Raw genomic sequence first — 20,695 nt, 5'->3', positions numbered from 1 at the left:
TCGTAATGAAAAAATATATCACAAACAAAAAATATATTTGGCTTCTACTAAGCCTTTTGAGTATTGTAGCTTGTAACGAACCGGAGGATGTGCTTGCAGATTATAATGTTTTTCCGGAAACACCTGAGGAGTTACCTGCGCTTACAGCTGGCTCTGCTAATTTTTCGAAATATGTAGCTTTAGGGAATTCCTTAACAGCAGGTTTTATGGATGGTGCTTTATTTAAAGCCGCACAAGAAAATTCGTTTCCAAACATTTTGGCGCAACAATTTGCACTAGCTGGAGGCGGTAGTTTTAATCAACCTTTAACCAACGATAATTTTGGAGGTTTAGCCGTGGCCGGAACTCGAATTCAAAATCCGCGCCTCGTGACTACGGGAGGTGCGCCTTTACCATTAGAATCTGTTATAGGTCCGGTAACCGTCTCTACAGATATCGCATTGAACAATCCAACAGGGCCATTTAATAACTTAGGGGTGCCTGGCGCCAAGAGTTTTCATCTTCTAGCCAACGGCTATGGAAATCTGGCCAATTTTCCTGCTGCTGCTAACCCATATTTCGTAAGAATGACTGGAAGCACTCCCAATGCCTCGGTACTAGAATTAGCTATGGCACAAAATCCATCATTCTTTTCACTTTGGATCGGTTCAAACGATGTTTTGGGCTATGCTCTAAGTGGTGGTGATGGTTCCAATCCTATTACTGATACAGCCACATTTGAAACCGTTTACAATGGTTTGATTGCAACACTAACCTCAAGTGGTGCCCAAGGTATTGTTGCAAATGTTCCTTACATCGAAAATGCATCTTTCTTTTCGACTGTGAAATTTGATGCGTTGGATCCTCAAGACCCTTCGCAAGCCGCCTATGCTGAACAAATCCCATTATTAAATGCGGCCTATTCTGATATTAACACTGCGTTTACTTTTCTAGGTTTCCCGGAACGTTCGATCGTATTTTCTGAAACAGAGAAAAGTCCGGTTGTTATTCACGATGAAGATTTACCAGATATCAGTGCGCAGTTAGCTGCCGTTTTACAAGGTGGAGGTTTGGACGCCGCAACTGCTAACCTATTGGGTAATCAATACGGCCAAGCCAGGCAGGCCACTGAAAATGAGATCATTTTACTTACAGCTGCCGGCATTCTGGGAGATGTTAATGTGGATTATTATACCCAATTAGTAACGGCAGGAGTTCCAGCACAATTCGCCGGACAACTTTCAGTTAATGGTTTAACTTATCCTTTACAAGATAAATGGGTTCTTTTAGTTAATGAGCGCATCGCTATTTTTGAAGCTACAGATGCCTATAATGTTATTATTGAAAACGCTGCTAATTCAGCGGGTTTAGCCCATATCGATACCAAGTCTTTGATCCAGCAGATTGCTGAGACCGGTTTTGAAACAGATCCTTACATTTTTACCAATGATTTAGTAACGGGTGGTGTTTTCTCCTTGGATGGATTACACCCAACTTCAAGAGGTAACGCGTTATTAGCAAATGAATTCCTCAAAGTAATAGACGCGAAGTATGGTTCAAATTTCGAAGCTTCTGGTAATTTAGTAGATGTTACTAATTACCGTACCAACTATTCGCCCTTATTACAGTAAATTAAAATTCTATAAAAAATTAAAAAACACCTTCCTCATGAAGGTGTTTTTTTATGGAAAAAACCTCGAAAAACGACTTTTGATTTAAATTAAAAAATATATCTTTGCACGCGAAAACAAAAAGTGTTTTCCGACAATTAAATTGCATAATATTAAACATATAAGTAATGTCTAAAGTTACAGGTAAAGTTGCTCAGATAGTAGGTCCGGTTATCGATGTTGAATTTGAAGCTGGTGCTGAACTTCCAAAAATTTATGATTCCTTAGAAATTAATAGACCTGATGGCTCTATATTAGTACTTGAGGTTCAGTCTCACATTGGTGAAGATACTGTACGTACTATTGCGATGGATTCTTCAGACGGATTAAGCCGTGGTACTGAAGTGATTTCAACAGGCGCACCGATACAAATGCCTATTGGTGAAGATATATACGGACGTTTATTTAACGTTATTGGAGACGCTATAGACGGGCTTGGTAATTTACCAAAGGCGGGTGCATCAGGATTACCAATTCACCGTGAGTCTCCTAAATTTGAAGACCTATCAACCTCTACTGAAGTATTATTTACCGGAATTAAAGTTATTGATTTAATTGAACCTTATGCCAAAGGTGGTAAGATTGGATTATTTGGTGGTGCCGGTGTTGGTAAAACTGTATTGATCCAGGAATTGATCAACAACATTGCGAAAGGACACGGTGGATTATCTGTATTTGCCGGTGTAGGTGAGCGTACACGTGAAGGAAATGACCTGTTGAGAGAAATGTTGGAATCTGGTATTATCCGTTATGGAGAAGATTTTATGCACAGTATGGAAGAAGGTGGCTGGGACCTTTCCAAAGTAGATAAAAATAAAATGAAGGAATCGAAAGCAACTTTCGTATTCGGACAAATGAACGAACCACCGGGAGCCCGTGCTCGAGTAGCCTTATCTGGATTAACTATTGCTGAATATTTCCGTGATGGTGCCGGCGAAGGACAAGGAAAGGACGTATTATTCTTCGTAGATAATATCTTCCGTTTTACTCAGGCAGGTTCTGAGGTATCCGCCCTTTTAGGACGTATGCCATCAGCGGTAGGATACCAACCTACATTAGCAACTGAAATGGGTGCGATGCAGGAACGTATTACTTCTACTAAAAAAGGATCTATTACATCTGTACAGGCGGTTTACGTACCTGCGGATGATTTAACGGATCCTGCACCAGCAACAACTTTTGCCCACTTAGATGCCACAACGGTATTATCACGTAAAATTGCTGAGCTAGGTATTTACCCTGCAGTAGATCCATTAGATTCTACCTCACGAATCTTAACAGCCGATATTTTAGGTACAGAGCATTACGCTTGTGCACAACGTGTAAAAGAGTTGTTACAACGCTATAAAGAATTACAAGATATTATTGCCATCCTTGGTATGGAAGAATTATCAGAAGAAGATAAATTAGCTGTAGGTCGTGCGAGACGTGTACAACGTTTCTTATCACAACCATTCCACGTTGCAGAGCAGTTTACAGGAATTCCAGGTGTTTTGGTTGATATTAAAGAAACGATCAAAGGATTCAATATGATCATGGATGGTGAATTAGATCACCTTCCTGAAGCAGCTTTCAACCTTAAAGGAACTATTGAAGAAGCTATTGAAGCCGGAGAAAAAATGTTAGCTGAAGTTTAAGCAGCAAAATAAACCATATTATGTATTTAGAAATTGTATCCCCGGAAGCAACCCTATTTAGTGGTGAAGTGCAACAAGTTGCTCTTCCAGGTTTGCATGGTGAATTTGAAATGTTGAATAATCACGCCCCTATTGTATCCCTCTTAAAAGCCGGAACTGTTAAAATTACCGGTAACATAGAATTGGATGAAGCCGTGCAAGATAAATTCAGCAAAGGTGATAAAAACACAACCTTATTACATATTGTTTCCGGAACTGTGGAGATGAAAGACAATAAGGTGATCGTTTTAGCCGATTAATAAATATCACGATATAAATTAAGATCCCGCGAGCCGCGGGATTTTTTTATGTTATTTTTTTCCAGAGTCTTATAAGTAATACACAACTCACCAAAGCCACAAGAGTGAGTGAAAACGCCAGAATTGTTTTCCCATAAATGAAGTACCCTGTAGCGAAAAGCACACTATACACGCCTATAATACCAGTAAAAAAGGCTAAAATTTTATAACCTATGTTATGAAATTTATCGTTTTGCGCAAACACCAGACTCTCGAAGGTATCTAAAACATTTTTGTTACTGGGTTGTGTGAGAAGCGTCACAATAATCCATCCAACGGTGGTTATTAAAACGCCCAAAATTAATTGCCAGTGGCTTTGTAATTCAAACCATGGAGTATCCAGTTTCCCGTTTATAAAAAAGGTGATGGCAATAATAAATGAGATCAGCATGGCGGCTATTTCACTATAGGGGTTGATGCGACGCCAAAACCAACGTAAGATAAACAGCAAACCAGTTCCCGCTCCTATTTGTAATAAAAGATCGAAAACATCTTTTGCAGATTTTATATAAAATGAAAACAAGGCCGCGCATATCATTAGCAATACTGTTGAAATTCGTCCTACCAAAACCCTTTGTTTCTCAGTAGCATTCTTATTTATAAAACGCCCATAAAAATCATTAACCACATACGAACTACCCCAATTTAGTTGGGTTGAAATGGTACTCATAAAAGCTGCGATCAACGAGGTAAGGACCAACCCAATGAGTCCGGCGGGCAAATAGGTCATCATTGCGGCGTAGGCCACATCCTGACCTTGCATTTCCACATTCAGCGAGGGAAAGGCTGTCGTAATACTTTCCATGGTAGGAAAAACAATGAGTGAGGCTAAGCCAACAATAATCCAAGGCCATGGCCTTAAGGCATAATGTGCAAAATTAAAGAATAAAGTTGCCCAGGTTGCGTGTTTTTCATCTTTGGCGGCCAACATACGTTGTGCGATATAGCCTCCTCCACCAGGCTCAGCACCCGGATACCAAGTACTCCACCACTGCACTGCAAACGGTATAATAAATAGGGTTATTAAGGCCTCAGAATTTGTAAAATCAGGTAGAATGTCTAATTTATCCACGACATTTTCATGTTGCAACAATTTTTTCAGACCACCTACTTCTGGTAAGTTAACCACGTAAATGGTAGCCCATACCGAGCCAACCATGGCGATAATAAATTGAACGAAGTCTGTGATCAACACGCCTTTTAATCCTCCTAAAGAGGAATAGATCACAACAATTACGGAAGAATAAATAAGAGCCTCTTCCTGAGAAATACCCAAAAGAATATTCCCAATTTTGGCTCCTGCCAAGCAAACACCGGCCATCGTGATCACATTAAATATAACACCCAGATAAATGGCGCGAAAGCCCCTTAGAAATCGTGCCGGTTTCCCGGAGTATCGTAATTCATAAAATTCCAGATCTGTCGTAATCCCAGAGCGCCGCCAGAGTTTCGCATAGAAAAACACCGTGAGCATTCCGGTTAACAAAAAAGCCCACCAGACCCAGTTTCCGGATACACCATTTTTTCGTACCAGTTCCGTTACCAGTCCGGGTGTATCTGCGGCAAAGGTTGTGGCCACCATGGATACCCCGAGCAACCACCAGGGCATATTCCTTCCGGAAAGAAAAAATTCAGTAGTGTTTTCCCCAGCTTTTTTAGATACATAAAGTCCTATAAATAAGCTTAATACAAAAAATGAAATGATAATTCCAAAATCTAATGCTGAAAGGTGTACCATATTCTAGGTCTTGTTTTGAGGGTTAAAATACCAAATAATGAGTTCCCAATCCTGATTATTGGAGATATAAGTTTTTAATTTTTCAAATCCGACAGCCTGATGGGCCACTAGCGATCTGGTATTTTTTTGATCTACCTCTGTAATTACTGCCGTATAGGTATCTCCCAAAACCTTTTTCATTTTGTTATATAAACCCCGAAAAACACCCTTTTTTCTGTACTCTTTAGAAACGCACACCTGACCCATTACAATATAATTCAAGGTCTTCGGAACCACGAGTTCAATTTGTGAAAACATGGGTTTTAATACCTCTATTTGGTCTTTAAAATCTGTTGTCATACTCAAGGCATATCCTACGACTTTAGAATTGGATACTGCTATGGTGTGCGGGCAACTATTATTCATGGCTTCCAAAAGGTTAAAGTCGTGCTCTACAGTAACAAAACCTTCTGCTTGTTGTACATTGATAGGGAGGTTATTTCGAAGATTGGCGCGTTGTAGTTCTAATATTTGATGGAGCTCCCCAGAGCTATCAGCACTTTTAAAATAAACAGCTTCCATGAGCTTTTAAACTTTCTTAATCACGTTGGTAACGATGCCCCAAATAATAAAATGATTATCTTCGGTTATCCTAATAATGGGATAATCAGGATTTTCAGGCTGCAACCATATGCCTTCCTGATCGACCCTAAGGCGTTTTACAGTAAACTCGCCATCCAGAAAACATACCGCAATTTTATTGTTGGTAGGCTCTATACCACGATCAATAATCAGGAGGTCATTATCATTCAAACCGGCTCCGATCATTGATTGTCCACTAACCCTGGCAAAAAAGGTTGTTTCTTTATTTTTTACAAGCTCATTATCAAGTGAGAGCCGTTCTTGGGTAAAATCTTCTGCTGGAGATGGAAATCCGGCCGAAACACCAATATCTAAAAAGGCAGCTCCTAAACTCAAAGAAGGTTCCGGTGCGAAAATGGTAAGTGGTTTGGCATTGTATGAAAGCATGTTCTATATTGGTTTTTGCGTTAGACCTGCCTACTATCAGACAGGGATTGGAGCAAACTACCTTGTAGTGCGGAAAGCCCGACAAGCTCGCATTTCAAGCGAGTGAAGTAACGCCCAAATTATTAATAGCTAAATATAGTATTTTATGAGGGTTATGATTAAAAAAGTTTTCCCTTTTTCATAATGGTATTCCCCAGCCGCTTGTAGGTTAGCCTTTTGCCGTTAACGCAAAATAAATACTCGCCTTTGGTTTGCTGCTCGGAGGCCGCTATAAGGATTACCTCTGAAACGCTCACATTATTGTCTTTGGCTACTTTTTCCTTGATATCTTCGATAGTCGCATGACCACGTTTTAATTTATTTTGAATTCTACTATTCAGGTGGGGTTCTCTGAAATTTTCGGGAAGCTGACAGCTCTCGGTATCGTCAGTTTTTGACTTATTGGTTTCAATCTTTGCCACAGCCTTAGAGGCTTTGATATCAAGATATTCCCAAGTAAAATCCGGTTTTAGAATGACCTTTCGACCATCTTCAGTGGTGACTACCTCGCCCTTTTGAGCGAATACGATTCCAGATATTCCAAGAAAAAGAATTAATAATATGGTTTTCATGTTGCTTTTTTTTTATTAAGGTATTTGTTTTGAAGACAGCCAAGCGTTTCGCAGGGCCTTTTGATTAGTAGTTAAAGGGGTGCGGCTACTTTCAAAAAGACTTAAGGTATAGTCATTACTTGACTGCAATATCACTGGGGTTTCCCTAGTTTTATCAAATCGTTGATATATGACTTTGATCGTATCACCCGGGTTAAAGGTTTGAATGAAAGCATCAAAGTCTGTGCTTGCGAGCACTGGAATGTTATTTACTTTAATGATCTGGTCTCCATTATCTAATCCTACCTTGTATGCTGAACCACCCATCGTGCTGTTTTCGGTTATTAATCCTGCCTCAACGACAGCACCAAAATCGACTTTTGAAGGGTCCTGGCTGAGTCTTACACCTACAGTATTCAAAAGAGTTTTCATGTCGGGCATATCACTCTTGTAAATATAATTATTGAAAAAATGGTCTGCAAAATCCTTACCGGCATAGTCTGCCAATGTGTTTTGAATATCCTGAATAGTATATGGGATTTCAGTTTTTCCAAAGGTCATCCACATACGTTTCATAAAATCATCAAGGTCCAAGCCTTTACCCCGTAGAGATAGATCTAAAGCCAGGCCGAGCATGTTTCCATATGAGTAATAAGAAATAAACGTATTTTCCCGGTTAACCGGATCAACTGATGCTGCAGCATCAACAAAAGGAGCCTGCTGACTCATACCTATCGGTGTAAAGAATTGCCTTGCGGGAGAATTCCAAACATAATTAAAGGTTCTTGTAAGTCCGGTTATGTACTCATCCGGAGTCATAATACCAGCACGTACTAGAATCAGATTGGTATAATAACTTGTAAACCCCTCAGCAAACCACAGCGCTCCGCTCATGTTGGCATGTTGAAAATTAAAGGGCTCTAATGTTTTAGGTCGAATGCGTTCTACATTCCAGCTATGAAAAAATTCGTGTGAAACTGTTCCGATATTACGGTTGGCTACATCGGAGGCCAAACTACGGGTAGAAGTACAGATCGTGGAATTCCGGTGTTCCATACCATCACCGTCGGCATTGGGAATATAACAAGCCAAAAAGGTGTATTCATCATAATCGAAAGGTGCTAACGTGCCATAGACAGCTTCCTGCTCCAGCACAACTTTTTTAACCAACTCAAAATAATCATCCAGCTCTTTTTCGGTGCCGTTGTGGTGCAATACAAAATTGACGGTTTGCCCGCGAACTTTAAAGGAGCGCTTGCTGTAATTACTGATTTCCGTTGGGCTATCCATAAAATATTGCAGGTTAGGCGCCGAATAGGAATGCCCACTTTCATGTTTCAATTGCGTGGCTACTTTCCAGCCCAGGTCTTTGCGCGGATGGAATGTTATTTTCATCTGTTGGTCTGCCAGCTCAGGAACATACAGAAAGGTTGCCGGTATATTCAAGTGAGCATGGGTCTCATCGATCTGGCTGTAAGTACCATCGCCTCGATTAGCAAATAAGGTATAGAATACTTGAATAGCTCCATCGTGACCCGTAACTTTCCAAGAATAGGGATCGGGGCGCATGGTTTTTAGAGTATCCCCTTTACCATTAGTAACTCGAAGTCCGTACACATTTTTAACAAACTCATGCAAGGCATAGCGCCCCGGAGAGGCACGACTCATTTGTAAAGTGACTGTATCAGAGGTAAGTCCGGTAAAATTAGCCTGAACCTGAGCTTCATGATGTACTGCATTCTCAAAATTAATATGGTACGAAGAGGCGACTTGAGCCGCTAGTGTATTATAAAAGACTATTGCTGTAAGGAAGAAAAAAATTCTATTCATAAAAACAATTTTGAACCTCTAAGATAGTATTTTTGTAATATGGAAGGGTTACCAAATAAGTTAAAATCCAAATTAGAAGAACGCCGGATTGCAAATGCTTTGAGAACATTGCAAAGCCCGGAAAACCTCATCGATTTTTCATCAAACGACTATTTAGGCTTTTCAAGATCGGAGGCTCTTTTTGAGGCTTCTCACAACTTTTTAACGGAACACGGTCTGAAGAAAAATGGTGCAACAGGATCGCGTTTGCTATCGGGGAATCACACCTTATTTGATATTGTTGAAAACCTTTTAGTTCATTTTCACAACAGCGAATCTGCCTTGATCTATAATTCAGGGTACGATGCCAATATGGGGTTTTTCTCCTGTGTTCCCCAACGGGGTGATACTATTTTTTATGACGCTTTTAGTCATGCTTCTATTCGAGATGGAATTTCTATGAGTAATGCCCAAGCCTTTAAATTCAAGCATAATGACCTGAACCATTTACATGAACTGATCGACCGTACGAAACCGGAAGGTACAGTTTATATTGTTACCGAATCTGTTTTTTCGATGGACGGTGATTCTCCAGATCTTGAAAAATTATCCTTGTTAGCAGCTGAACATCGAGCCTATTTAGTAGTTGACGAGGCCCATGCTGTGGGTGTTTTTGGCAATAGAGGTCAAGGCCTTCTGGATTCCTTATCACTGAAACACCCAGTTTTTGCCCGCATCATTACGTTTGGAAAAGCTATGGGATGCCACGGAGCGGCTATTCTGGGAAGTGAAGTTTTAAGAGAATATCTGATCAATTTTTCACGGAGTTTTATTTATACCACAGCTTTGTCACCACATAGCTTGGCGGCCATACAAGCAGCATACAACGCCTTATTAAATAGTAGGGAGCGCGATATCCTTCAAAGTAACATCGCTTTTTTTAGATCGGAAATCATTCAAAAAAAATTGGACGCCTATTTTATTGAAAGCCGTTCCGCCATTCATTCCTGTATTATTCCCGGAAATGAAAAAGTAAAGCGTATCTCAAAACAATTGAGGGATGAAGGATTTGATGTCAAGCCCATTTTATCTCCTACGGTGTCCAAGGGTGAGGAGCGCCTGCGGTTTTGTATTCACAGTTATAATTCCAAGGAAGACATGTCGAATGTTTTAAAGTTCCTTGCTACATTTGTGCCATGAGCGATACCTTTAAAACCATAGCGCGATTTCAGTATTCAACGGAAGCTCAAATAATAAAGGGACGGCTGGAAGCTGAAGGTATAAAGGTCTTTCTTTCTGATAATGTGACCATAGATAATGACCCTTTGGTAAGCCATGCTATAGGCGGAGTAAAACTTAAAGTATTGTCTCGGCAAGCCTTAAAAGCGCAATATATCTTAGAGACCATAAATAAATACGCTCGGGATGATGAGGGTGACATCCTTAGTTGCCCAAACTGTAGTAGTCAAAAAATAAATATGTACTCCAGCATTCAAGATGCCAAGTCCTTATTCTGGTTTGTATTCAGTGCTTTGTTAACCATCTTTCCATTATATACGCGTCATAAATACCGATGCGAAGATTGTAAAAAAGAATTTGATTTAAAATGAAAACCTATTTTGTAACAGGCATTTCAACCGAGGTTGGTAAAACCATTGCCTCAGCCATCATTACTGAAGCTCTTGAAGCGGATTACTGGAAACCCATTCAGTCTGGGGATCTTGACCAAAGTGATACCCATAAAATAAAAAAATATATCTCCAATTCGAAAACTCAGTACCACCCCAATAGTTATGCTTTGGAAACCCCTATGAGTCCGCATGCTGCTGCCATTATTGACGGTGTTCAAATTGATCTGAAAAAGATCAAACCCCCAAAAACCAAAAATCATCTGGTTATTGAAGGTGCTGGAGGATTGTATGTTCCCTTAAATGACAAAGACACCATTTTTGATCTTATTAAGCCAGAGTATCAGGTTATAGTTGTGTCCCGACATTATTTAGGTAGCATCAATCACACCTTGTTAACGGTGAATGCTTTAAAGGAAAAAGGCCTGGATGTGTCTCTTATTTTTAGTGGCAACGAGCATCCATCCACTGAAAATATTATAAAAAAAATGACTCGTGTTCCGGTTATCGGTCGGATAAATGAAGAGCCCTATTTTGATAAAAACGTGATTAAGGAATATGCTGAAATTTTCAAGAAAAACCTATGAGTTTACAAGAACGTGATAAAAAACATATTTGGCATCCCTTGACCCAGCATAAATTGCACCCTGATAGTTTGGCCATAACCAAAGCACAGGGTTGTATTTTAACGGATGAAAACGGGAAAGAATATATAGACGCCATCGCATCTTGGTATACCTGTATGTACGGCCATTGTAACCCATATATTACTGATCGGGTTACAGCGCAAATGAAGCAACTGGACCAGATCATTTTTAGTGGCTTTACCCATGAGCCAGCAGTAGCCTTAAGTGAGGAGCTCATGAAAATTCTACCTGATAATCAAAGCAAATTATTTTTTAATGATAATGGATCTACCAGTGTAGAGATCGGTATAAAAATGGCTCTGCAATTCCATTTTAATAAAGGTAAAAAACGTGCTATGCTGATCGCTTTTGAAAACGGCTTTCACGGGGATACATTTGGCGCTATGAGCGTTTCCAGCCTATCGGTATACAACGGTCCTTTTGAAGATCTTTTATTGGATGTGAAACGTATTCCGGTGCCAAACGGCGAAAATCATGAAGTCATTTTAGACCAATTAAAAACAATCCTTTTAGAGCATGAGGTAGCAGCCTTTGTTTACGAACCTCTGGTTCAGGGTGCCGCTGCCATGCAAATGCATGATCCGAAAGGTTTAAATATGATTTTAAAATTTTGCAAGGAAAATGGGATTTTAATGGTTGCCGATGAAGTCATGACCGGCTTTGGAAAAACAGGCAAGTATTTTGCCTCTCAGCATTTGGAAACCCAACCGGATATTATGTGTTTAAGTAAAGCGCTTACAGGTGGCCTTTTACCTATGGCCGTCACCAGTTGTAGTCAAGAAATCTACGATGCTTTTTACAGTGACGACATTGGAAAGGGTCTTTTTCATGCACATACCTACTCGGCAAATCCTATCGCGTGCACAGCAGCCCTGGCCAGTTTGGAATTATTACAATCAACGGAAATTCAAAATCAGATCGCAAAAATAACAGCGTCTCATCGAGCCTTTGGCGAAAGGATCAAAGCACATCCCAAGGTCCAGTCGATTCGGCAACAAGGTATTATCTTCGCGCTCGATGTTCAGGTTGAAACGACAACCTATGGTAGTTTAAGAGACGAATTGTATCGCTTTTTCATGACGCATGGTGTGTATCTAAGACCCTTAGGAAACACCATTTACATTCAAGCACCTTATGTTATTACTGAAAAACAATTACAGAAAGTGTATGATGTTATTGAAGAAGCTTTAGAAATACTATAACTTTGCTAGCAAATTGTGTGTTTTGCAAAAACCTATTTCCATAACGGCTATTTCATCCATTTCCCCCTTAGGGACAAGCCCGGATGCTATTTGGGACCGCTACCAGAATCAGGACCATTACTTCCATAAAAAATCCCTTCAAAATGAGACTGCTTTTGTAGCAGAAATTTCGGAGGATATTAAAATTGAAATCGAAGCCTTACGGCAATCAGACTCCAAATACAAAGCTTTAGACCCGACCGTACTTTATGCGATTTATACATCCAGGAAGGCTATAGAGCAAGCAGGATGGAACGGTACGGATCAGTTTGGAATTAATATAGGATCATCTCGAGGAGCAACCGCCCTTTTTGAAAAATACCATCAGGATTTTTTAGAACAAAATAAAGCAAAAACTCTAAGCTCTCCTACAACGACCCTGGGTAATATTTCTTCATGGGTTGCGCATGATCTGCAATCTCAGGGACCTACCATTAGTCATTCGATAACCTGCTCTACAGCTCTGCATGCAGTACTTAACGGTATAGCGTGGATAAATAGCAATATGAGCGAAAAATTTTTGGTTGGTGGCAGTGAAGCACCATTAACGCCGTTCACTATTGGGCAAATGAAAGCTTTAAAAATTTACGGGAACACGTCACGGAAATTTCCCTGTCTAGCCTTAGATCTCAGTAAAAGGCAGAACAGCATGATTCTGGGAGAAGGGGCTGCTATGATCTGTCTGGAAGCCGGCATCAAGGAAAATGCTCAAGCTATTATTTCAGGTTATGGTTATGCTACCGAAATTTTAGAACATAACATTTCCATATCAGAAGAGGCACAATGTTTTCAAAGATCGATGAAAATGGCTTTGGGCGATCGCGAACCTAGCGATGTAGACATTATTGTAATGCATGCTCCGGGAACCATAAAGGGTGATCGATCTGAGCTGAAAGCTATTGAAGCTATTTTTAAAACGCCTCCGGCTCTTACAACGAACAAGTGGAAAATCGGGCATACCTTTGGTGCCTCGGGTGCCTTAAGTATGGAGCTTGCCGTACTGATGTTACAGCATCAAAAATTTATTGATGTTCCTTACCTGAATGCTCAAAAGATTCCGAAAACCATTGAAACGGTACTGGTAAATGCCGTAGGGTTTGGTGGTAATGCGGTGTCTATTTTATTGAGTAAAAAATAGATGTTTAAATTATATTATTACTATTTTTGACTATCCTAAACGCAGATTTATGAGCGCAATGAAACACAATTGGACCAAAGAAGAGATCTTAGATATTTACAATAAACCATTGATGGAACTGCTTTACGAGGCGGCGACCATTCATCGTGAACATCACGATCCTAATACGGTTCAGGTGAGTACCTTATTATCTATAAAAACCGGTGGTTGCCCTGAGGATTGTGGATATTGCCCGCAAGCGGCACGGTATCACACGGATATTGAGGGTAATGATCTTATGAGTGTCCAGCAGGTGAAAGCTCAGGCCCTGCGTGCGAAAGCCAGCGGTAGTTCACGCGTTTGTATGGGGGCTGCCTGGCGAAATGTGAAGGACGGTTCCGAATTCGATCAGGTTCTTGAAATGGTGCGCACCATAAATAAACTGGATATGGAAGTTTGTTGCACTCTGGGTATGATAACTGAAAATCAGGCAAAACGTCTGGCTGAAGCCGGTTTGTATGCTTATAATCATAATTTGGATTCATCGGAGGAGCACTATAAGAAAGTGATCTCTACCCGAGGTTTTAAAGACCGTTTGGATACTATTGATAATGTACGTAAAACCAATGTTACGGTTTGTAGCGGCGGTATTATTGGTATGGGTGAAAAAATTGAGGACCGCGCTGGGATGCTCGTGGCACTTTCAACATTGAACCCACAACCGGAATCGGTGCCAATCAATGCTTTGGTAGCGGTTAAAGGTACACCGCTTGAAGATCAGGAGCCGATTTCCATTTGGGACATGGTTCGTATGGTTGCAACAACACGAATCGTAATGCCCGAAACTCAGGTGCGCCTTAGTGCCGGACGAACAGAAATGACCCGAGAAGGTCAGGCCTTGTGTTTCTTTGCCGGAGCCAATTCTATATTTGCAGGGGACAAATTGCTTACCACACCGAATCCGGATGTTAATGAAGACATGAAAATGTTCGAATTGCTTGGGTTGACACCACAGAAACCTTTTATTAAAAAAATGAAACCGGAAACGGTAGAAGCTCAGGATTCGCAATATCAACCTTTAGGTGAAAAGCCGAAATGGACCCGCCCCGGGCATACCATTGAACGGAATGAGCAGGCGAAAGAACGTGCGAAGTCGGTTAAACCCTAAAAAGTTTCATTAATTTACTACACCCGCGTTAGGGATTGCAGTGAAAAGCCCACAGCGAGGTACGAGCGAGGACTTGCAGCGGAAAGCCCGACTTGCTCGCGGTTAAGCGAGTGAAGTAACGCCCAGAAATGTATTTTATAAGTCAGATTTTTTCTTACATTTGAGCTACTAATAATTATATTTTGTCGCTAAACCTCCAAGACATCCCCCGTGTAAAGACTATAAGCAAAGAGGCTTTTATGGCCGAGTATTTTACGCCGCAAAAACCGGTGGTAATCGAGCGCTGTATTGAAGATTGGCCAGCTTACAAGAAGTGGAACCTGGATTATATGAAGGAAGTAGCCGGCGATAAAACCGTACCGCTTTACGACGACCGGCCAGTGGATTACAAAGAAGGTTTTAATCAGCCCCATGCTAAAATGAAAATGCGGGATTATGTGGATTTACTTAAAAACCAGCCAACCAGATACCGTATTTTTTTATGGAATATTTTAAAGGAAGTGCCGGAACTACAGAAGGATTTTACCTTTCCTGATTTTGGTTTGCGCCTTATGAAAGGTTTGCCTATGTTGTTCTTTGGTGGACGCGATTCATATACGTTTATGCATTATGATATTGATCTGGCCAATATTTTTCACTTTCATTTTGAAGGTAAAAAACGGTGTATTTTATTTGACCAAAAACAGAATGACGCCCTCTATAAAATACCTTACGCATTGATTACGCGAGAGGATATTGATTTTCACAACCCAGATCTTGAAAAGTGGCCTGCTTTAAAAAATGCAAAGGGTTACACGACCGAATTGAACCATGGGGAAGTATTGTATATGCCCGAAGGCTACTGGCATTACATGCGTTATATAACGCCGGGGTTTTCGATGAGTCTACGCGCGATTGCTCGCCATCCTAAAAATTTAGGAAAAGCCTTATACAATATTTTTGTAATGCGCCATTTAGATAATGCGATGCGACGTGTTAAAGGCCAGTCCTGGATTGATTGGAAAAATGAGCAGGCTATTGCACGCACCAATAAAAAGAATAATATTACGGAATAAGTTGGTATGCCTTCTCGAAAACCAAATGGTTTTCCCAACCACGATAAAGTAGATAATCAATTAGTTTTTTCTTTTTTTTATAAGGATTGGTTTCTTTGATACTGTTACAGCGTTTTTCGGCCAGTTCGTTGAAGGTATTTAAATATGTGGTTTCATCGATAGTGGCTAAAGCTTCTTTAATAGCTGTATTGCTTACATCCCTTTTTTTGAGCTCGGCCGTTAGTCGGCGTCGCCCCCATTTTTTTATCGAGAATTTGCCACTAACAAAGGTTTTAGCGAAGCGTTGTTCGTTTAAAAAATCGTGTTCAATAAGATGCCCAATGATCACATCGATAGCTTCCTGAATCATGTACATACGTTCCAGTTTTTGACGCACTTCCTGGTGACAGCGCTCCTGATAAGCACAGTAGCGCTCGAGCTTACGGGTAGCTTCTTCAAGTGTGTATGTTTTTTTATTGAACATGGACTGGTTATCTGAATTTAATTAAATACCTGATTAAGAATATCCAGTGATTTTGGGGTTTTAAAACTGCCCAAATGTAATTCAAAATATAACAATATGAGATTTAAAAAGGCCTGACGTTGTTTGGCGTTAATTTTTGCTTCAGGCAAATTCTCGAAGGAGGTTTGCAACAAGGTTTTTAAGACCTGAACTTGTTCTCCGGAAATGCTGTGTTTCCCGGTTACCTGAGCCTCAAAATGACCTTCCATCAAATTGAAATAAGGATCTTGTATGTTAGTCATTTCGGGATAGAACCCTAAATATTTGGAAAGTTTTAGCAAGAATAGTACATGGAAATTGGCAAACTTATCATGAGCATCGAGCCACATTAAAGTATGTTCCAAATAGGCGTACAAGGCTGGATTGGGCTCTTCTTCGCGTAGTGCGGCCCCTAAAACCTCAGCCAAGAACATGACAATACTGCTTTTATACACCTGCGTGTGCAAGGTGGTGTAAACCTGCGCTACACGAACTTCCTTTAAACTTTGAAGGCCTTTATTTTGTTTATAATCAAAGTTGAGTTGTAACTGCGACAGCAATTGAAAATAAGCGACTTTTGTTTTCCCTTTTTTGCTTTTTAATACACCGTACAATAAAAAACTAACGATGCCTAATTGTTTTGTATAGCAACGCACAATAAGATCATTGTCCCGATACTTTAATTTAGAAATAACTATGGCGTCGGTTGTTACTATCATGGGTTAACGTACGATCATCACTTTTAAAACTTGGGTTTCGAAGGTTTCCAAATCGGATAACATTATCAAATAGACCCCGGATGCCACCTCATTATTAGCCATGTTTTTGCCATTCCAATAGGCTGTTCCGCCATCGATCTCAAGGTTATAACCATTGAAGCGATCGTTGATCCTCGATTGTGCCTCAGCAACTAGATTTCCTTCAATATCCGTAATCTTGATGTTGATATCCTCTGAAAGACCAGTAATTTTTATGTTATCCTGAACCATGTTAAAACCCGGACGTACGGGATTGGGGTATACGTAGGCATTAGAAAGATTCCCTAAGGGACCTGAACTTCCAGATTCGAAGGATACCAAGCCTTTTGGAGTTGCGAAATATACTTCTCCATTAGCAGTATCCAATGAGATATCGTTAATTCGGTTAGAAGGTAAAGGTGAATTATCTGTAGTGAAATGATAAATTGTTCTTTGACCATCGGAAGAAAAATAGAAAACTCCTGAATTATCGGTACCTATCCATTTATTATTACCACCATCGACTTCAATATCGGTTATGAATTGCTGAAACAAAAGCTCTTTAGCGACCCCATCTTCTTCGATCACTATATTATCAACCTCCGGATTATTTTCTGAGAAAAAGTTGCTTGGGTTTAAAAGTACCCGAAGACCTTTAAGGGTTCCTATCCAAAGCTGGTTCCGTTTATCCATAGCCAGAGCGGTTACATAGACATCCGGCATATTTTGTTCTTCACTTACTATATTTTTCAATTGGGATGTTCCCTGACTGGTCTTTACACCTATCAAACCATACCTGTAACTGCCCACCCATTTGGTTTGCTCGCTATCGATCACCAGATCAGAAAACCCGAGGTTACTGCCATATTCCTCTGGGATTATATCCGTAAAGCTGAAAGATTGCCATTGATTCGATGATGGATTATATGATTTCAAAGGAGCGTTAACCAAGCTCGTAATGGTCCACAAGAGGCCATTCTCATCGAATTGAGATGCACCAACACGAATATCTTTATAGCTCGGATCGTTAGGTAATTGCAGTGATTGCAAACCACTATTACTTTCGTTATATAATACTACCGGGATACCATCTTCAATTTTCAATAAACCACTAAAAAAGGAACTGACAAATACTTGATTATTGTTTTCAGGATTTATGGCAATAGCATTCAACGATTTGGCCTCAAACAGGTCATTATACGGCATATTTTTCCAACCGGAGGTATTCAAATAACTAATCCCACGGCTGTTTAGCGGATAGGGATTAAAAAACACGTCATATTCCCCGAAGGTCACCCATAATGACCCCGGCTGAGCTTGGACTTTAAAAGATTCATTTTGTAAAGGTCCGTTCGGGCGGATTTCCATAAAAACAGTAGGATTCGGATAATCTGTGGCGAGGATTCCAAAATCCTTTGTCCCGATATAGATTCTATTTAAGCCAAAAGTAGCAGATTGAAAATTGGTATTAAAATCGGGGCTAACATTGACCTGTGCCAGTAGATTAAAATTAGGATCATACACAAACACCCGACTCTTTGTGGTAACTAGCAATTGATCGTTACCCACCTGAACTTCGCTTGGCAGATCGTTATAGGAAGCGACCTCACTTAAAACATCATTTATTAAACGATACAAGCTTCTCGTGTTCCGAAGGGTATATAACTGATTCTGAACCACATCAATTTCTAAATAATCACCTGTTGTAATCGTTTGCCAATTGTTATAGTCGATCAAATTCGGACTCGTAACAAGTGCTTTTTTTATGCCATTATTATTGGAACAGGCCGCATAAATATAATCGCCAAGTATGGTTGTTTCGTTCACAATGATCTGTTCTCCGGAACTCCCAATGAAATATGTATCGCCAAATTCGAGACGTTCCAGATTAAATACGGAGATCCCAAAATTAGTTGCTACATAAACCACATTATCATAAGGGTTGAAATGATTAATACGCTTGGCGTTTTGGGGAATGGTTATCTTATCCACAATATCAACCACACTCAACACCTGATCACTATCATCAAAAACCACTTCCATCAGGCCATTGATATAACCTACCAAAAGAAGGCCATAGTCAGCACTGTAATAAACACTTGAGATGGTTTCACCTGCAAGCCCATTTACGGTGGTAAGTTCGGTTGTAGTATTAGTTTGTGGATCGAAGGTAAAAATAGAATTATTAGCCACAGCATAAATTCGATTATTACCCTGGATGACTTGAGAGACATTGTTAAACGAGAAATGCCCCGTCCATGATGCCGAAAAATCCTGAGAAAAACTCAAACAGGAAACCCAAAAAAGTATGAATATGGGAAATTTTTTAATCATAGCATGATATTCGAATCAAATATATCTATTAGTAACGAGTTTTAGTTTAAAAAATTTTTAATTCATAAAAAAAGCCTTCTGAAATTCAGAAGGCCTATAGATATTGTGACTAAAAAATTGTTATACAATTCCCTGAGCAAGCATGGCATCAGCAACTTTTACGAAACCGGCAATGTTGGCACCGCGCACATAATCGATATAACCGTCTTCATCTTTTCCGTATTCAATACAGGATTTATGGATATCAGACATAATCTCTTTTAACTTATTATCTACTTCTTCACGGGTCCAACGATAACGTAAAGAGTTTTGAGTCATTTCCAGACCGGAAGTAGCCACCCCTCCCGCATTAGACGCTTTCCCAGGAGCAAATAAAATCTTCGCTTTTTGGAAGGTATGCATAGCGTCTTTGGTCGACGGCATGTTAGCTCCTTCGCTTACGCAGATACAACCATTATCCAATAAGGTTTTAGCATCATCAGCATTCAATTCATTTTGAGTAGCGCAAGGCAAGGCAACTTCACAAGGTACCTGCCAAGGTGTTTCACCCTCGTGATATTGCGCATTTGGATATTTATCTAAATATTCCTTGATACGACCACGTTTTTCATTTTTAAGGTACATAACATGCTTCAGTTTTTCAGCGTCGATTCCAGCCTCATCATAAATATATCCTGAGGAATCTGAAAGTGTTAAAACTTTTCCGCCTAACTGGATCACTTTTTCAGCAGCGTATTGTGCAACGTTACCAGACCCAGATATAACTACGTTTTTACCTTTAAAATTTTCGCCTCGGGTTTCCAGCATTTTTTCAGCGAAATAAACCGCACCGTAACCTGTAGCTTCCGGGCGAATTAAAGAGCCGCCCCAAGACATTCCTTTTCCGGTGAGCACACCAGTAAACTCGTTATTCAATTTTTTATACATCCCGAATAAAAACCCGATTTCACGCGCACCAACGCCAATATCCCCGGCAGGGATATCTGTATTAGGGCCGATATGACGGAATAATTCACTCATAAATGAATGACAAAAACGCATGATCTCGTTATCACTTTTTCCTTTAGGATCGAAATCACTACCACCTTTACCCCCACCCATTGGTAGGGTAGTTAAGCTATTTTTAAAAACCTGTTCGAAGGCCAGGAATTTTAGAATACTCATATTCACGGTAGGATGAAAGCGTAAACCGCCTTTGTACGGCCCGATTGCCGAGTTCATTTGAACACGGTACCCGCGATTCACTTGAATTTCGCCCTGGTCATCTACCCAGCACACACGAAATTGAACAACACGCTCTGGTTCCACCATACGGAGCAGAATATTTTTACCATAATAAATTTCGTGTTGAACGATATAAGGAATTACGGTTTCAGCAACTTCCTCAACGGCTTGTAGGAACTCCGGTTCATCGCCGTTACGTTCTCTAACCATGTCCAAAAAAGTCTCTATATTTTCTTGCATTAAATTAAAATTAGAAATTTTACAATTATATGGGTCAAATATACGATATCTTCA

The 20,695-nt window shown here is 40.1% G+C and carries 19 protein-coding genes; 10 read left to right on the top strand and 9 right to left on the bottom strand.

The window, feature by feature from the left end:
* Nucleotides 1-5 precede the first annotated feature (5 nt).
* The 3 genes from V8G61_RS00735 to V8G61_RS00725 all read left to right on the top strand — a co-directional run bounded on the left by V8G61_RS00735 (nucleotide 6) and on the right by V8G61_RS00725 (nucleotide 3,585).
* The gene (locus tag V8G61_RS00735; RefSeq protein ID WP_394873506.1) at nucleotides 6-1,610 is read left to right on the top strand and encodes a G-D-S-L family lipolytic protein; all 1,605 of its coding nucleotides are present in this window, start codon (nucleotides 6-8) and stop codon (nucleotides 1,608-1,610) included.
* A gap of 167 nt (nucleotides 1,611-1,777) precedes the next feature.
* Nucleotides 1,778-3,286 carry a F0F1 ATP synthase subunit beta gene (gene atpD / locus V8G61_RS00730; protein ID WP_394873505.1) on the top strand — a complete coding sequence of 503 codons (1,509 nt, stop codon included), beginning with the start codon at nucleotides 1,778-1,780 and terminating at the stop codon, nucleotides 3,284-3,286.
* A gap of 20 nt (nucleotides 3,287-3,306) precedes the next feature.
* Nucleotides 3,307-3,585 carry a FoF1 ATP synthase subunit delta/epsilon gene (locus V8G61_RS00725; protein ID WP_394873504.1) on the top strand — a complete coding sequence of 93 codons (279 nt, stop codon included), beginning with the start codon at nucleotides 3,307-3,309 and terminating at the stop codon, nucleotides 3,583-3,585.
* A gap of 46 nt (nucleotides 3,586-3,631) precedes the next feature.
* Here V8G61_RS00725 and V8G61_RS00720 read toward each other — a convergent pair whose 3' ends face one another.
* The 5 genes from V8G61_RS00720 to V8G61_RS00700 form a co-directional block, all read right to left on the bottom strand.
* Nucleotides 3,632-5,362 (bottom strand): sodium:solute symporter family protein, encoded by a 1,731-nt coding sequence (locus V8G61_RS00720; RefSeq protein WP_394873503.1) that lies wholly within the window; start codon nucleotides 5,360-5,362, stop codon nucleotides 3,632-3,634.
* A 3-nt stretch (nucleotides 5,363-5,365) separates the two neighbouring features.
* Nucleotides 5,366-5,923: a GNAT family N-acetyltransferase gene (locus tag V8G61_RS00715; protein WP_394873502.1), complete on the bottom strand. Its 558-nt coding sequence runs from the start codon at nucleotides 5,921-5,923 to the stop codon at nucleotides 5,366-5,368.
* 6 nt (nucleotides 5,924-5,929) lie between these two features.
* Nucleotides 5,930-6,370 (bottom strand): LexA family protein, encoded by a 441-nt coding sequence (locus V8G61_RS00710; RefSeq protein ID WP_394873501.1) that lies wholly within the window; start codon nucleotides 6,368-6,370, stop codon nucleotides 5,930-5,932.
* Between the two features lie 158 nt (nucleotides 6,371-6,528).
* Nucleotides 6,529-6,981, bottom strand: a complete 453-nt coding sequence (locus V8G61_RS00705; protein ID WP_394873500.1) for a DUF3157 family protein — start codon at nucleotides 6,979-6,981, stop codon at nucleotides 6,529-6,531.
* Between the two features lie 15 nt (nucleotides 6,982-6,996).
* Complete coding sequence (locus V8G61_RS00700; protein WP_394873499.1) at nucleotides 6,997-8,790, bottom strand: M61 family metallopeptidase; 1,794 nt, start codon at nucleotides 8,788-8,790, stop codon at nucleotides 6,997-6,999.
* A 39-nt stretch (nucleotides 8,791-8,829) separates the two neighbouring features.
* On the opposite strand from V8G61_RS00700, the gene V8G61_RS00695 reads away from it, so the two are divergent.
* The 7 genes from V8G61_RS00695 to V8G61_RS00665 all read left to right on the top strand — a co-directional run bounded on the left by V8G61_RS00695 (nucleotide 8,830) and on the right by V8G61_RS00665 (nucleotide 15,625).
* On the top strand, nucleotides 8,830-9,969 hold the full coding sequence (locus tag V8G61_RS00695) for an aminotransferase class I/II-fold pyridoxal phosphate-dependent enzyme (RefSeq protein WP_394873498.1): 1,140 nt from the start codon (nucleotides 8,830-8,832) through the stop codon (nucleotides 9,967-9,969).
* On the top strand, nucleotides 9,966-10,379 hold the full coding sequence (locus V8G61_RS00690; protein ID WP_394873496.1) for a DUF2007 domain-containing protein: 414 nt from the start codon (nucleotides 9,966-9,968) through the stop codon (nucleotides 10,377-10,379). Before V8G61_RS00695 ends, V8G61_RS00690 begins: the two co-directional genes overlap by 4 nt.
* Nucleotides 10,376-10,984: a dethiobiotin synthase gene (gene bioD, locus V8G61_RS00685; RefSeq protein ID WP_394873495.1), complete on the top strand. Its 609-nt coding sequence runs from the start codon at nucleotides 10,376-10,378 to the stop codon at nucleotides 10,982-10,984. Before V8G61_RS00690 ends, bioD begins: the two co-directional genes overlap by 4 nt.
* Nucleotides 10,981-12,246 carry an adenosylmethionine--8-amino-7-oxononanoate transaminase gene (gene bioA / locus V8G61_RS00680; protein ID WP_394873494.1) on the top strand — a complete coding sequence of 422 codons (1,266 nt, stop codon included), beginning with the start codon at nucleotides 10,981-10,983 and terminating at the stop codon, nucleotides 12,244-12,246. The genes bioD and bioA overlap by 4 nt, the downstream gene beginning before the upstream one ends.
* 22 nt (nucleotides 12,247-12,268) lie before the next feature.
* Complete coding sequence (locus tag V8G61_RS00675) at nucleotides 12,269-13,423, top strand: beta-ketoacyl synthase N-terminal-like domain-containing protein (protein WP_394873493.1); 1,155 nt, start codon at nucleotides 12,269-12,271, stop codon at nucleotides 13,421-13,423.
* 49 nt (nucleotides 13,424-13,472) lie between these two features.
* Nucleotides 13,473-14,570 carry a biotin synthase BioB gene (bioB, locus tag V8G61_RS00670; protein WP_394873492.1) on the top strand — a complete coding sequence of 366 codons (1,098 nt, stop codon included), beginning with the start codon at nucleotides 13,473-13,475 and terminating at the stop codon, nucleotides 14,568-14,570.
* A gap of 182 nt (nucleotides 14,571-14,752) precedes the next feature.
* A complete protein-coding gene (locus V8G61_RS00665; RefSeq protein ID WP_394873491.1) occupies nucleotides 14,753-15,625 on the top strand; it encodes a cupin-like domain-containing protein in 873 nt (290 codons plus the stop codon).
* Here V8G61_RS00665 and V8G61_RS00660 read toward each other — a convergent pair.
* The 4 genes from V8G61_RS00660 to gdhA form a co-directional block, all read right to left on the bottom strand.
* Complete coding sequence (locus V8G61_RS00660; protein ID WP_394873490.1) at nucleotides 15,615-16,088, bottom strand: regulatory protein RecX; 474 nt, start codon at nucleotides 16,086-16,088, stop codon at nucleotides 15,615-15,617. The two genes, V8G61_RS00665 and V8G61_RS00660, sit on opposite strands and share 11 nt — an antisense overlap.
* 17 nt (nucleotides 16,089-16,105) lie before the next feature.
* Complete coding sequence (gene recO, locus V8G61_RS00655; RefSeq protein WP_394873489.1) at nucleotides 16,106-16,825, bottom strand: DNA repair protein RecO; 720 nt, start codon at nucleotides 16,823-16,825, stop codon at nucleotides 16,106-16,108.
* 3 nt (nucleotides 16,826-16,828) lie between these two features.
* Complete coding sequence (locus V8G61_RS00650) at nucleotides 16,829-19,177, bottom strand: two-component regulator propeller domain-containing protein (RefSeq protein ID WP_394873488.1); 2,349 nt, start codon at nucleotides 19,175-19,177, stop codon at nucleotides 16,829-16,831.
* Between the two features lie 120 nt (nucleotides 19,178-19,297).
* Nucleotides 19,298-20,641 (bottom strand): NADP-specific glutamate dehydrogenase, encoded by a 1,344-nt coding sequence (gene gdhA, locus V8G61_RS00645; RefSeq protein ID WP_394873487.1) that lies wholly within the window; start codon nucleotides 20,639-20,641, stop codon nucleotides 19,298-19,300.
* Nucleotides 20,642-20,695 lie beyond the last annotated feature (54 nt).

The organism is Gaetbulibacter sp. M240 (genome assembly GCF_043876815.1).
Classification (GTDB): Bacteria; Bacteroidota; Bacteroidia; order Flavobacteriales; family Flavobacteriaceae; genus Gaetbulibacter_A.
The sequence above is the reverse complement of the archived record's forward strand: the minus strand, read 5'-3'. Positions and strand labels throughout refer to the sequence as shown.